The organism is Stappia sp. WLB 29, assembly GCF_023507705.1.
Lineage (GTDB): Bacteria > Pseudomonadota > Alphaproteobacteria > Rhizobiales > Stappiaceae > Stappia.
On the sequence record NZ_JALBGD010000010.1, the window covers coordinates 164519 to 179064 of the forward strand.

Sequence of the window (14546 nt, forward strand, 5' to 3'; positions counted from 1 at the left end):
GATCGGCAAGACCTGAAGATCGGGACAGCGATGTTGAACACTGGGACGAACAGGCCTTCGAAGAAGAATCTGCTGGCCAATCTTGTCTTCTGGCGCGGGCCGCGTCCCGATTTCCATGTCGACAAGACGGGACCGATGCTGATCGCGGGCTGGGCCTGGTGGCCGGAGCGTCCTGGAGAGCGGATCAGCATCGAGATTCTGAACGGCGCGCAGGTCGTCGCCACGGTCGAGGCCAATCAGTTCCGCGACGACCTGCTGAAAGCGGGCAAGGGCGACGGTGCCCATGGCTTCCTGATCACCCTGCCGGAACCGGGCGTCACCGGCCGGCTCGGCCTGCGCTGCAAGGGCGCGCGTCGCCCGTTCTGGCAGGCGCCGCGCGTTGCCGCCGGCAAGGTGCAGTTCCACATCGACAGCAAGACGCCAGGCCGCATCACCGGCTGGGCCTGGATGCCGAAGCGGCCGGGCGAGCGTCTGCGCATCGAGGCCGTGGCCGACGGCCGGGTGGTCGCCACCGCCACTGCCGACGGGTACCGCGAGGACCTGAAGCAGGCCGGCAAGGGCGGCGGCGCCCATGCGTTCGACATGCATCTGCCGGAGGAGGTGGCGAAGACGCCGCCGGCGCGGCTCAGCCTGCGGCTTGCCGGCGCGCGCGTGCCGTTTCACGTCTTTCCGCAGGCGGCCTCCGCCTCGGCGCTGGACTTCGCTATCGACACGGTCAGCGACGAGGGGATCGTCGGCTGGATCTGGGCCCCGGCGACGCCGGAAAAACGCCTGCCGCTGGAACTGGTCGAGGACGGCGTCGTTCTTGCCGAGACCGTGGCCGACCTCTACCGGCAGGATCTTGCCGATGCCGGCAAGGCCGGCGGCTCCTGCATGTTCCGCTTCGCTATCCCGGCCGTTCTGCGCGACGGCCGTTCGCACGCCATCGAGCTGCGATGCAAGGGACGGCCCAAGCCGTTCTACGTGGTGCAGGCCCGCAGCTTCGCCAAGGTGCGCTGCGAGCTGTCGCTGCTGACGCCGCTCGCCGTCGAGGGTTCGGCCTGGCTGCCGCACGGCGCCGGCAGATCGGTGGATATCGAGATCTCGCTCGACGGCAAGGTGGTGCACAAGGGCGCGACCGATGCCCTGCATGCCTTTTCCTGGCGGGCGGCGCCTGCCGACATCGCCGCCCTGATCAAGTCCGCAGGCATGCAGGGGGGCAAGAATGGGCCGGTGACGGTGCGCGTTGCCGTGAGCGCCAACGGCCAGCCGGCCGGTTCGGCGCAGGTGCCGCTGCACATCGCCGCCGACGGTTCGCTTGTGGTTGCGGTGAAAGAGGTCTCCGACCGCAGGATCGCAGGCGAGGGCCTGCTGCTGACGGCAGCGAGCGGGGCCTGCGGCATATGGATCGGCGAGGGGCGGGTCGCGGAGATTTCCGCCGCGCCGTCCTTCTCCTTCGACACGCATGTGCCGGCTCTGAAGCTGGAAGACGGAACCCACAAGGTCCGTATCGGCGTGGCGGATGCCGACGGCAAGGCGGGTGCCGTGGCGGTCTCGCGGGAGCTTGCCTTCCGCCGCTTCGACCTGTCGATGGACATTGCCGACGACCGGATATCGGGCAAGGTCGCCGACCGCTGGCAGGACAACCGCGAAACGGCCGTGGAGATCCTGATCGACGACAAGCCGGTGGCCATCGAGGTGGCACGCGGGCTGCCGGACGACGATGCCGGTGTCGGCCGGTTCGCGGTGTCCATCTCGGCGCGCTGGCGCGACGGGCTGCCGCACCGGGTCGAGGCCCGCATCGTCGGCGACGAGCGCCGCTGGCCCGAGCGGCCGCTGATGTTCCGCGCGGGCGAACCGCGCACCAATGCGCTGACCCGCGTCGAATATTTCGGCGGCGTCGTGTCCGGCTGGGTGGTGCTGCCCTGGGACGGCGAGGCGGTCGCCGAGGTCTCGCTGATCGTCGACGGCAAGGTGGTGGAGACGCGCCCCGCGCGCGATTCCCATCCGCAGCTGGCCGCCGAAAGCTTCCTCACCGATGCGCATGGCTTCCGCTTCGAGCGCGCCCTGCCGGAAAAGGCGGCGGTGCGCGTGCGCGCCACGTTCGACGGGCGGGTGCTGCTGGACCAGGCGGTCGCCCTCGGCGCCGGGGCCTACCGGCTGCAGGATGCCGGTCATGGCCGCGCCGGTGCCTGTTTCGTCATGCCCGATCCGCTGGCCAATGCGCAGTCGCGCGAGGAGGCGCGTGCCGTGCTGCTGGCGGCGGCCGCTGCCGCGCGCGCCGGCGTCGCGCCGATCACCGTCGTCTCCTGCGGCCACCGCGCCTCGCTGCGCGGTGCGAGCGGCGATCTCGCCCCGCTGGTGGAAGATCTCATCGGCCGCGAGAATGCGGCCCTGCTGGCGGCCGCAGCCTTCGTGCCGCTGCCGCAGGCGGTGCTGCCCTCGACGGCCGGCGGTGCGCAGGAGCGCGCCTATGCGCTGGACCTGTGGGCGCGGGCCAATGCCTTCTCGCTGATCGCCGGCACCAGCCGGTCCGGCATCCTGTCCTATTGCGCCGCCTCGCGCCGCCAGGGCCTGCTGCCCACCACGACGCAGGTGGTGATTCTGGCCGACACCTTCGCCGTGCAGGATCTGCTCGACCGCGACCAGCTGCTGGAACGGCCCGAACTGCTGGTGGAAGAGGCGCTGGAAAAGGCCGCCCTTGCCGCCTGCACCCGGATCCTTGCGCCCTCCGCTCAGGTGCTGGAGACCTGCACCGCCCTGGAGCCGTCCGTCGGCGAGCGCGCGCTCGTCGTCCCGGCGGAGATCGGCACGGCGGCAAGTGCCGCCGGTTTCCCGCAGGAGGCGGACGCGCGCCGTTGGCTGGTCTTTGCGGCCCCCTTGCGCACCCGCACCGGCCTCGTCCAGCTTTGCGATGCCCTCGACCGTTTGATGCGTCGCCCGGGCCTCGATCCGGATACGGTCGGCGTGGTCTTCGCCGGCACCGAGGACTGGGTGCGCGGCCGGCGCGCCAGCGCCTATATCCGCGAGCGGGCCCGCAAGTGGCGCTTCGGCCTGCGCATCCATCTCGACCTGACGCTCGACAGTTTCGCCGGGCTGCTCGGCTCGTTCGCCGCAAACGGCATCGGCATTCGCCTGCCGGCGGTGGAAGGCTCCGCCTGGGACGGCTTGGCGGTCGCTGCCGGGCTACCCCTGGCCGACCTGACCTCCGTGCGGGCGGGCAATGCCACCGACCTTGCCGATGCGCTGGAGGCAACGCTCGCCGGGACCCGCGCGCCGCAGCCCTCGGGCGTTGCGACAGCTGCAATGGGCGCTGCCCTGGCGCGAGAGATCGAGGCTGCCGTGCCGCAACCGGCGACCGCCGCGAGCGCTGCCTCGCGGCCGCGCGTCAGCGTCTGCATCAGCCATTTCAACCGCACCAGTCTGCTGCGGCAGACGCTCGCCTCCGTGCTGGCCTGCGGCTATCCGGAGCTGGAGATCGTCGTCGTCGACGACGGCAGCGCCGTGCCGGGCATCGCCGGGGAACTGGCGGAGATCGAGGCGGAGCTTGCCGGCGTCAACGGCAAGGTCGTGCGCCAGCCGAACAGCTATCTGGGCGCGGCCCGCAACACGGCGGTGCGCAATTCCACCGGCGAGCTGATCGTCTTCATGGACGACGACAATCTTGCCCATCCGGGTATGATCGACGCCTTCGTCGACGCGCATCTGGCGACGGGGGCGGACATCGTCACGTCGCGCTTTGCCATGTTCGACGGCACCGATGCCATCGAGCCGGGCCGCGACATCCCGCGTGAGATCGGCGTGCCGCTGATCCCCGATCTTGCCGTCGGCGTGCTGTCCAACTGCTTCGGCGATGCCAACATGCTGATCACCCGGGCCGCCTTCGAGACCATCGGCGGGTTCACCGAGGATTTCGGCCGCGGCCACGAGGACTGGGAGCTGTTTGCGCGGGCGAGCACGCTCGGCCTGCGGCACGAGCTGCTGAACCGGGCGCATTTCTGGTACCGGGTGGCGGCGCAAAGCATGCTGCGCGGGCGCGAGAGCGCGCAGGTCGATTTTCAGCGCAACATCCGCGCCTATTCCCACGAGTTGCCGCACGGCATCCACCGCATGCTGATGCTGGCGCAGGGTCTGACCCAGCGCTGGGGCCAGCCGCCGGTCGATCCGCACTTGCCGGCCCGCAGCGGGTTGCCGGTCGCCGGCCGCATCGCCTATGGCCGCGTCGCCGTGATCATGCGCACCAAAGACCGGCCGATCTTGCTGCAGCGCGCGCTCGACAGCGTGCTGTCGCAGACCTACACCGACTGGGCGCTGGTCGTGGTCAACGACGGCGGCGATCCCGAGCCGGTGCGTCAGCTGGTGGAGGCGCGCCGCGCCGCTTTCCAGGGGCGGGTGCTGGTGATCAACAATCCGGTCTCGACCGGCATGGAGAACGCCTCGAATGCCGGCGTCACCAACTCGGCGAGCGAGTTCCTCGTCGTGCATGACGACGACGATGCCTGGGCCCCGACCTTCCTGGAGCGCTGCATCGCCCATCTCGACACGTCGCCGCCGGATGTCGGCGGCGTGGTCACCCATGCCACGGTGGTGATCGAGGATATCGAGGGCGACGAGGTCATTGAGCGCCAGCGCTTCCTGTTCAAGAACATGGAGGCGCTGGAGCTGACCCGGCTTTCGGTGGAGAACCAGTTCCCGCCGATCTCCTTCCTGTTCCGCCGGGTGGTGATGGAAACGGTCGGCCTGTTCGACGGCGAGCTGCCGGTGCTGGGCGACTGGGACTTCCATCTGCGCGCGGCGCAGCGCTTCCGCATCGACGTGCTGCGCGAGCCGCTCGCCTTCTACCACCACCGCTCCGCCGGCACGACGAGCGAGTACGGCAACACGGTCGTGGCGCAGAAGGACGTGCATCGGATCCAGCGCGCGCTTTACATCAACCGGCACATGCGCGATGGCGTGGGCGAGGGCCGCGGCGACGGGCAGATGCTCTACATGGGCGAGATGCACCGGGAGGTCACCGACCAGCTGAACCAGCTGCGCCAGCACATACACTGGCTGGAAAAGCTGCTCAACGACCGGGGCGAGCACATGAAGCATATCGAGAAGCTGATCACCAAGCGTCGTTGATCGGGCGCGCGCGAGGGTAACGCTCATGACCTTGAACCATCTCGATCTGGACGTGGCGCGCCTTCCCGTTGCCGCAATCCCCGCGGATGCGGGCGAGGAACTGGACGTCGTCCTGCGCCGGCTCGCGCCCTTCGACGTGATCTCCTTCGACATTTTCGAGACGCTGCTGCGGCGCGAGGGCGTGTTCCGGCCCATCGACCTGTTCCTGACGATCGGCGAGCGGGCCGGCCCGCTGCTCGGTCTGTCGGCGGCGGAGTTTGCGCGTCTGCGCATGCGCGGCGAGCGCGATGCCCGCTGTGCGCTGGAGGCGCGGCGCGGCCACGAAGTCACGCTGGCGGAGATGTATGCGCGCATGAACGCGCTGCTGCCGACGCTGGGGCGCGCGAGCGTTTCTCATGCCGCGCTCGCCGAGGCGCAGCGGATCGAGCAGGAGGTCGAGCTTGAGCACCTCGCCCCGGTTCCGAGCGTCGAACCGATCTACCATTGGGCAGTCAAGGCGGGAAAGCGCGTCGTCCTCGTCTCGGATTTCTACTCCAGCGCCGACTTCATCGACGCGGCGCTGTCGCGCAACGGCTACGCGGGCCACGAACGGCTGTTCGTCTCCTGCGACATCGACCGCACCAAGCATCATGGCGATCTCTATGCCCATGTCTGCGAGGAGATGGGCGTGACGCCCCGGCAGATCGCCCATCTCGGCGACAATCCGTGGTCGGACGGCTCGCGCGCGCTGCAATCCGGCATCGCGCATCTGCGCGTCGGCAATCCGGCGGGGCGGCTGGTCGGCCGCTGGCGGATCGACTGGCGCAATCCCAGCCCGCAGCCTTCGAGCGCGGTCTTCGCGGCCGTGGCGGACGACCTCTTCGGCTCCGGCATCGCGCCGCGCGAGCCGGAGGACCTGCCGGTGCTGCAGCGGGTCGGCCGCGAATGCCTCGGTCCGCTGCTGTTCGGCATGGCCGGCTGGCTGCACCAGGAGGCGCAGGCGAACGAGACGCCGGCGCTTCATTTCTGCTCGCGCGACGGCCTCGTGATGAAGCGGGCCTTCGACCTGTTCCGCCGGCGCTTCGGCACGAAGACGGAAAGCCGCTACCTGATGGTCTCGCGCCAGGCGATCTACCGGGCTCGGGCGGTGAGCGAGCCGGAGGCGGCGGCCGCGCTCTTCGCCCAGAACTGGGCCCGCCTGACGCCGGCGGATGCGCTGGCGCGCTGGGGGCTCGATCCGCAGGAGTTCGGGACGCAGATCCGAGCTGCGGGCTTCTCGTCGCCGCAGGATGTGGTGGCGATCGGCGACAAGGCCGGGGCAGGGCGGTTCGCCAAGCTCTTCGAGGCATGCCGGGCAGCGCTGCAGGCCGCCAACCAGGCGCATGCGCATCTCTTCGCCGGCTATCTGGCGCAGGAAGGAGTTCTCGGCGCGGAGGCGGTGACGCTGGTCGATATCGGCTGGCACGGCTCGCTGCAGAAGGGGCTGGGAGAGGTGCTGCGCGCGCGGCTGGACCGGCCATCTGGCGGGGCGCTATCTCGGCCTCTTCCTCGACAGGGCGGCGCTGACCGGCTTCGATGCGGCGGGCTATCTGTTCTCGCTCGACGGCACGCCGCGGGCGCAGGCGCTGCGCAAGAGCCCGAGCCTTGTCGAACTGCTGCACACCGCCGGTCACGGCTCGACGGCGGGTTATCGCCGCGACGGGGACGGGATCATCGCCCTGTGCGAAGAACGCGCCGACGAGGAGCGCCAGCATGCGGAGGCCATCGCCCCAATCCAGGAAGCGGCGCTCGCCTTCGTCGAGGAAATGCTGGCCAATCCCCGCCTGGGCGCCGACGCGCTCGATCCGGCCGACGCCTTCCGCGGGCTCGACCGGCTGCTCGGCCGGCCGTCCCGCGACGAGGTCGAGATCATCGGCCGGCTGCGGATCGCGGCGAACTACGGCGCCACCGCGACCAGCACTGCCTTGACGGACCGGTCTCCCGAGGGCTACCGATTGTGGAACGTGGGTTGATAGTCGCTGCTGCGCTGGAAAAGGTAGACTTTATGGCTGTTTGTGTGGGCGTTCATGTTCCGAAATGTGCCGGGACGACGATATTGAAGCGTGTACAGTCATGTCTTCCTGAACATAAGATCTATCAAAACACGAGCATGCATGAAAACTTCATGCTGGGCCGTCCCGAAATCATGCAGTTGCCGAGGCGTGATCAGCTCAAATTCGTGTGGGGACATTCGATACACGAAGAAATGCTGAAGTATTTCAAGTCGCCTGTGTTCCTGTTTACGGGCTTGCGCGAGCCCAGGGCGCGACTTGAAAGCATGTATCTCTATCATTTGCGAATGGCTCGGTCGCTCGGCAACGAGCCGCTGTCGCTGGAACGGTTCCTGGACTATACTTCGGACCCGATCTGCCAGTTTTTCATTCACCGGTTTCCAACATTCGCAGGCAGTGAAGGGTCGCTGTTCGAGCGGGCGCAGCGGGTGATCGACATGTTCGATCATGTCTACTTTTCCGAAAATCTGGAGGCCGCGGCAGATATTGTTTTCCGACGCCTTGATATCTCCCCCGAGCAGGTGAACCATAACCAGAGGCCGGCGGACGAAAAGGGAAAGAATATCGAGATTCCCGATGGAAATACCGCTCAGGATCTCAAGCTTTATGAGTATGCTCAGGCCAAATTTGGAGGAGCAGTCGATTTTGATGAGGTTACGCGCCGCTCTGGTGAACTGGACGCAGTGCGGAAGGAACGGCTTCAGGGTTGGCCGCAGGAAGAAAGACTCGCCGAATTTCTCTACGGCGAGGCGTTCAAGGAGTATCGAGACTGGGGAGATTACCAGCACGTGATCAGCACGCGCATGAACCAGATGCGTGCACTGTCTCTTGAGTTGGCAGTATATTCTAAATTCCTAGCGAGATAGAAGAAAAGGGGCGTTTATCCGCCCTTTTTCTTCTTGAGTCGTATGCCTCTGATATATCGCAGTCAATCTACCAGGAACGCGATGTCCGAGTAGCCGTACGGGTGAAACGCAAAATGGGTCACTCGGAAGTTGTTGGCGACGATGGTTTCAGTTACGGCCTTGTGCACGCCGTAGGGGATCGCTTCCAGAGGGCTCCACACGACAAAATCGTTGCAGATGATGTGCCCACCCTTCTTGACCTTGCGGATCGCAGCGGCGAGATCCTTAGTGACCATGTCGTAGCCATGGCCGGCGTCGATATAGGCGAAGTCGAAATAGCCGTCGTCGAACTCTTCGAGAAGATCCCAAGAAGAGCCCTCTTTGGTAATGACTGTTCCTGCATCGATCTCGGCGGCGACCAGATGTCGGCGAAACGGCGTATAATCGAGGTCAAGCAGATAAAGTTTGCTGGGTTTCGTCTTGTCCAGAAGGGTTCTGGCAAACAGACCGGCTTGTGTTCCGACCTCAACGCCGATACCGCCTTTGGGAAGGTCGTCGAGAATATGCTCGCGGCGCGGCAGAACCTTGCATCCCTCCAGCAATTCTCGTGGGATTGCGGGAGACGCTCCGTCGATCAGAAAGTCCGGTGACTTGCCTGTTTGCTGCCGGTAGAGGCGCAACGTGTCCTGAAAGACTTTGAGTGCTGAGTATACATTCTTGCGGAGATCGTCTTCGCTCACAGGCAGTCTTCCTTCCAACCATCAACCATTTTCCGCCACATCCCGCTGTTGCAAGCCTGACGGTAATGCCTATCCCTGAGGTTTAGAGGATCAATCAGGTCCTGTCATCCATTGCGGTGCCTTATCCTCGCGTTCTCTGGGCGAGCTAGTCTTGATCATCAGGAAAGGTCAGGGGGGCAAGATGTCCGAGACGACGCTCAATCTAAAGCTGCCGATGCTCGCTGCTGCACAGGCGCAAAAACATGTCACGCACAACGATGCGTTGGCTGTTCTCGATGCGCTGATACATCTGTCGGTGTCGTCCAAGAGCGAGGTAAATCCTCCGGTGGCGCCCAACGACGGATCGCGTCACATCGTGCCAGAAGGCGGAACAGGAGCGTGGGCCGGGAATGGCGGCTGCGTGGCTTGCTGGCACTCGGGTGACTGGCGCTTCCATGCCCCCCGAACAGGTTGGTTGGCTTGGGTCGAGGACGAAGGGAAGTTCGTCGCATGGCAGGAGAACGGTTGGATGGATCTCCCGGGTGCGTTTGATCAACTGGGGGTCAATGCCACGCCGGGTGAGGACAACCGGTTGGCCGTGGGTGGAGTTGCCAGCCTGTTCGATGGGGAGGACGCAGGACATAACCTCAAGGTAAACAAAGGGGCTGCTGGTGAAACCGCTTCGATCATTTTTCAGACAGGGTACTCTGGGCGTGCTGAACTCGGGTTGCTCGGGTCAGACGATTTCACGATAAAGGTCAGCGATTCGGGTGCCACATGGCTGCCGGTGGTCTCTGTCAATGTCACGAACGGCAAGGTGGGGCTGGGCCGCACGCCGGGAGCCGGCCAACTGGATGTGGAGGGCGGTATTCGGTCCTTGTCGGGAGCCGCCCCGTTCCTCCAACTGATCAACAACGGGCCGAATGGCACCCAGGCCTGGATCGGCATTCCCGATTGGAACCGCTCTGCCTTCTATATCTACGGGGCGCAGGCGGACATCATGTCGGTGTTCGACACGCCGACGCGGTCGCACCGGTTGTTTGCCGGCGGCAGCGAGCGGATCCGGATCGCCAGCGGCGGCGAGGTCGGCGTTGGAACCGCAAATCCGACGGCGCGGCTGCATGTGGCGGGGCCGGTGCGCATGGCAACTTATCTCAAGGCTGCCCTGCCGTCGGCCGCGAGTGTCGGGGCCGGCACGCTCGCCTATGTATCGGATGCGGCCGGAGGGGCCCAGTTCGCCTATTCCGACGGGGCGCAGTGGCTGAAGATGCGGGACGGAAATCCGGTTTGAGTGGACCGCATCGATAGCCTGTTCGCAAGGGGTGTCGAGCCTGTCGAGGCTCGGCTATGGTGCCGCGGTCAAGACGAGGATACGGACCGGGCATGACGACGGATGAACGCATCGGGTGGTGGATCAACCAGATCCGCGCCGGCAATCGGGATGGCGAGATCGGTGAGCGCTTGAAGCCTGCAGCCGATCTCCAGCCGGAATTCGCCCGGCTGGTGATCGGCGATTGGCCGGTGGTCGACATCCTCGATATCCAGTGCGGCCCGCTCACCAGCCTCGGCAACCGGCTGCCCGGCCGGAAGGTCCGTATCCGCCAGCTGGAACCGGAGGCGGAGCGACTCGAAAGGCTGCTGTCCGACTGCGGCATCGGTTCGCGCGGCGACCTCGTCGCAGGTTCGCCCGAGACCGTGCAGGAGATCTGGCCGGCGCCGTCCTTCGATCTGGTGGTCTGCCGGCAAGCGAAGTGGCTTGCCGATCCGGCGGCGAGCCTGCCGGCACTGTATGCGATCCTGCGTCCGGGCGGCGCCTTATCCGTCACCGTTTCGTTCGAGACGGCGATTGGGCGGCCGGCCTGGTCGCTGCGTATCGGCGCGGGTGGACTTTCGCTTTGCAGCGACGGCGAAGAGCGACCCCTCGGGGAGGCGTTCTTCGGCGACGGCGCGGTGGTTTCATGGCGGGCGACGTCGGGAGGGGACGCCGCCGCTGCTGCCTGGGTAACGCTGGAGGTCAGGAAACCTGCCTCGCGCAAGGATACGCTGCGCCGTCAGCTCGAGGACTTTTCGGGAACCGTTGCACCGCTCAGAACGCTGCACGGTGTGGCCATCGAAGGCGAGGATCTCGATTTCATTGCCGATTTCTTCGCTCGTAAGCCGGATGGCACCGCCGGGTCGATCCTTCCGAACGACGCCGCGTTCCTCTACGCCTGGATGAAAAAGACGCGTCCGAAATGCGTCCTCGAGATCGGTGTTTCGTCCGGTGTCTCGTCGGCATTCTTCCTGGAATCGGCAGAGAGGCTGGGCCTGCTGGAGCATGGCTTCCGGCTCGACAGCATCGATCTTCTCGAGCACGTCTATGCGGCGCCGGACGACAAGGTCGGCTGGGTGGTGGAGGCGATGGCCGGCCGGCTGGCATCGCGGTTCAATTTGCTTACAGGCGTGACTGCGTTCGATGTTGACCGGCTGATCGGGGAGGGGAAGGTGCACCGACCTGACCTCGTGTTCCTTGATGCCGAGCATGCGCATCCCTTCCCGGCGCTGGACCTTGCTGCCCTGTGCAAGGTCATGGAGCCGGATGCGTGGATTCTGTTGCACGACATCTGCCTGTTCGAGCGGGCGCTGCGCGATTCCTATCGGCTGAAGATCCGCCCGGACTGGATGCTCCGCGGAGTGGAATGGGCGTTCGAGTTCTGGCCGGGCGAGAAGTTCAGGGGCGCAGGGGAGCACGCGAATGTCGGTGCCGTACGGGCTGTCGCGAATGTCGAGGCAACACCGGCCTGGCGAGCCCTGACTGCGCTGCCCGGCGAGCGCAGCCTGACGCCGGAAGCGGCAGTCTTGCTCGCTCGCCTTGAGGGCACCGCGTGATCCTGCGCCCGAACCTGTTTCGCAAGGCGGCGCTGGCCACCGCCTTCGATCATTTCACCGGCCGGCCGAAGACCGCCTATCCGACGCGCTATCACTATCTGGAGATCTGCGAGCCGGAGCTTGCAGCCGCCGGGCTGCGGATCGGCCGCATCGGCCAGCACGGCTTGACGCTGACCGACGGGGCGGGGCGCCGCCTTGCCGTGGTCGTACGCTACGTGACGGGGCGGGACCTGCGGCTCCTCGCCGCCTTCCGGGCAAGGGGCGGGCGCATCGCCTATCTCCTCGACGACGATCTGTGGGCGATGGCGAGCGACATCCGGCTCGACCCCCGCTACAGGGGGCGGATTGCGCGGTTCCTGTCGGGCCTGTTTCCAAGGCTGCTCGAACTCGTCGACGTGGCGGTCGCCCCCAATCGCCGGCTGCTGGAGCGGCTGGCGCCGGTGCCGGGCGCCTTCCTGCATCCGGCCGATCTCGCACCCACCGGCGACCTCGCGCATTTCGGCGGCGAGGATCGCGAGACGCGGGTGCTGTTCCTCGGCACGGCAACGCATGCGGAGGATTTTTCTGCCATCGCGCCGGGCCTCGCCGAGGCGCTCGGGGCCGAGCCCGGCCTGCGCGTGGAGACGTTCCTCGGGGCCAAGGGCGAGGCGCTTCTGCCGGCCTCGCGGCGGGTCGCGCATAGGGCGCCGATGGTGCTGGAAGATTTTCAGCGCTGGCTGAACAGGGCGCGGCACCATGTGGCGCTGGCGCCTTACGCCGTCAATCCGGTCAATGACGGGCGCTCGATCATCAAGCTGCACCAGCATGCGGTGGCGGGCGCGGCCGGCATCTACACGCCGACGGCGGTGTTCGGTCCGGTGATCGAGGACGGCCGCAACGGTGTTTTTGCCGCGCATGAGCCGGCCGCGTTCCGCGATGCGGTGCTGACGCTCGCCCGCGACCGGGCGAAGGCGCGGGCCATTGCGCAAGGAGGCATTGCGCTCAGCCGCCGGCTCGGCGACCGCACAGCCGTCGCCGGTTTCTGGGCGGGCCTTGTCGCCGGAGGGGACGGCGGCACTTGATCCTTACGAGACGAGGCGCCGGTAGATTGCCGGCAGGGCGCCGGGCAACCGCTCCGGATCGCTGATGATCGCATAGGAGCCCTTGCCGAAGAGGTAGGGAAAGTAATCGCGCGCAGCCTCGTCGACGGTGACGCCGAAGACGGTCAGCCCCGCCCGCCGCGCCTCGCGGATCGACGCCCGCGTGTCCTCGATCCCGTAGCGCCCCTCGTAATAGTCGATGTCGTTCGGCTTGCCGTCGGTCAGAAGAAGCAGCAAGCGATGCCGCTGGGGTCTCGAGGCGAGCTGCCGGGCGACGTGGCGGATCGCCGTTCCCATGCGGGTATACTGGCCGGGTGTGAGCGCCGCGATCCGGCGCTCGACGGCGAGGCCGAGAGGCTCGTCGAAGGTCTTCACCGTGTCGACCCGCACGCTTTGCCTCTTGCGCGAGGTGAAGGTGTAGATCGCATGTTCGTCGCCGCAGGCGGTCAGCCCGTGGGTGAGGGCGAGCAGCGCCGCCTTCTCCACATCCAGGACCCGGTGCCCGCCGATCCAGGCGTCGGTCGACAGCGAGACGTCCATCAGCACGGCGACGGACAGATCCCGCTCCACGGCACGTCCGCAAGTGAAGACGTTTTCGGAACCCGCACTGCCGGCCCGCCGGTCGGCTTCGGCGCGCACCAGGGCGGAAAGGTCGAGATCGTCGCCGTCGGGCTGCCCGTGCAGCACAATGCGCCGGGGCCGCAGCGCCTCGAACTGGCGGCGGACGGCGCGGATGCGCTTCTGCATGGCTTCGTCCGGCCGCCACACATCGCCGGTCTCGGGCGCACGCGCGGCGACGACGCGGCAATGGTCCGGCCGGTGGGCCTGCCGCTTCCAGTCCCACTCCGGATAGGTCAGCCCTTGCGTCAAGCTCCCGTCCTCGGCCTCGGAGGGGGCAAGATCGAGATCCATCTTCAGCCGCACGCCGGCCTTCTGCCGGTTGCTGCCGATGGTCAGTTCGCTGATGTCGTCGGCCGCCTGCCGGGCGCCGTCCTCGTCGTCGTCGTCCACCCGGCGGTTGACGTTGACCATCTCGGCCAGGGAGAAGATCGTCTCGAACCGGTGGAAGTAGAGCGGATCGCCGCGGTCGCTCATGTCGGTGTCGCGCCGCTCCGCCTGGCGGCGGCGGGCGTCAACGGCAATCGAGGTGCCGGAGGGGTCTTCGGCGTCGTCGGCACGCGGGGCGCCGGTGTCCTCGTGGATTTCGCCGAACAGCGGCACGGGCAGATAGGTACGGTAGCCGCGCGGCGCCTTGAGGCCGGCAAGACTCGCGTCCGGACTTTCGATCAGGGCGAGAAGCGTTTCGGTATCCTCGCCGCGCTGCCCGCCGAGCAGGGCGCGGATCGTCTGTTCGATCCGCATCTCGGTGGCGGGAAGGGAGCGCTGCGGGCGTACCGCAAGGGCGGCCGCGCGCAGCCGGTGGAACTGCGGGCGCAGGCCCGGCCAGGCGTGCAGCGTCGCGCGGGTCGTGGCGATGCTCATCCGAAGGCGCTGGAGGTCGTCGACCAGCGGGTCGCCGGTCCGCTCGCGGCCTTCGCCGGCATGGGCGAACCAGGCGACCAGCCATTCGTACAGCGCGACATTGTCGGCGCGGTCGGGAAAGCTGTCGATGACCGGCGGCAGGCGCAGCGTCGCCCTGTCGAGGATCGCAAGGCTCATCTTCTCCGCGCCGAGCCCGATACGCCGCAGCGGCGACAGGCGATGCGCGGAGACGGCCGGCGCGCTTTCGACGAGGCGCAGCGCGCCGCTGCCGCCCATCGCCCGGAACAGCACGCCGAGTCGCGTGCGCATGTCGGCGAGCGTCACCGCAGCGTCCGGATGGTGGGGCAGGGTAGTGAGGCCGCCCACCAGCCTGTGCCAATGCGACCCGACGAACTCTTCCGGCTCGAACAGCGACATGAC

The 14546-nt window shown here is 67.0% G+C and carries 7 protein-coding genes; 5 read left to right on the forward strand and 2 right to left on the reverse strand.

The genetic code is table 11. The features are described from left to right. Window positions 1-30: 30 nt before the first annotated feature. The gene (locus MNI96_RS18165; RefSeq protein WP_249695446.1) at window positions 31-5103 is read left to right on the forward strand and encodes a glycosyltransferase family 2 protein; all 5073 of its coding nucleotides are present in this window, start codon (window positions 31-33) and stop codon (window positions 5101-5103) included. A 25-nt stretch (window positions 5104-5128) separates the two neighbouring features. Next, window positions 5129-7999, forward strand: a complete 2871-nt coding sequence (locus MNI96_RS18170) for an HAD family hydrolase (protein WP_249695448.1) — start codon at window positions 5129-5131, stop codon at window positions 7997-7999. Window positions 8000-8061: 62 nt separating this feature from the next. On the opposite strand, the gene MNI96_RS18175 is transcribed toward MNI96_RS18170, so the two are convergent. Then, window positions 8062-8718: a class I SAM-dependent methyltransferase gene (locus MNI96_RS18175; RefSeq protein WP_249695449.1), complete on the reverse strand. Its 657-nt coding sequence runs from the start codon at window positions 8716-8718 to the stop codon at window positions 8062-8064. A gap of 181 nt (window positions 8719-8899) precedes the next feature. On the opposite strand from MNI96_RS18175, the gene MNI96_RS18180 reads away from it, so the two are divergent. From MNI96_RS18180 to MNI96_RS18190, 3 genes are all read left to right on the forward strand, one after another. After that, window positions 8900-9988, forward strand: coding sequence for a DUF2793 domain-containing protein (locus MNI96_RS18180; protein WP_249695451.1), 1089 nt, complete (start codon window positions 8900-8902; stop codon window positions 9986-9988). Between the two features lie 92 nt (window positions 9989-10080). Continuing rightward, the gene (locus tag MNI96_RS18185; RefSeq protein ID WP_249695453.1) at window positions 10081-11565 is read left to right on the forward strand and encodes a class I SAM-dependent methyltransferase; all 1485 of its coding nucleotides are present in this window, start codon (window positions 10081-10083) and stop codon (window positions 11563-11565) included. Next, the gene (locus MNI96_RS18190) at window positions 11562-12626 is read left to right on the forward strand and encodes a glycosyltransferase family protein (protein ID WP_249695454.1); all 1065 of its coding nucleotides are present in this window, start codon (window positions 11562-11564) and stop codon (window positions 12624-12626) included. Before MNI96_RS18185 ends, MNI96_RS18190 begins: the two co-directional genes overlap by 4 nt. A 3-nt stretch (window positions 12627-12629) precedes the next feature. Here MNI96_RS18190 and MNI96_RS18195 read toward each other — a convergent pair whose 3' ends face one another. After that, window positions 12630-14543, reverse strand: coding sequence for a nitric oxide reductase activation protein NorD (locus tag MNI96_RS18195; RefSeq protein ID WP_249695456.1), 1914 nt, complete (start codon window positions 14541-14543; stop codon window positions 12630-12632). Window positions 14544-14546: the final 3 nt, after the last annotated feature.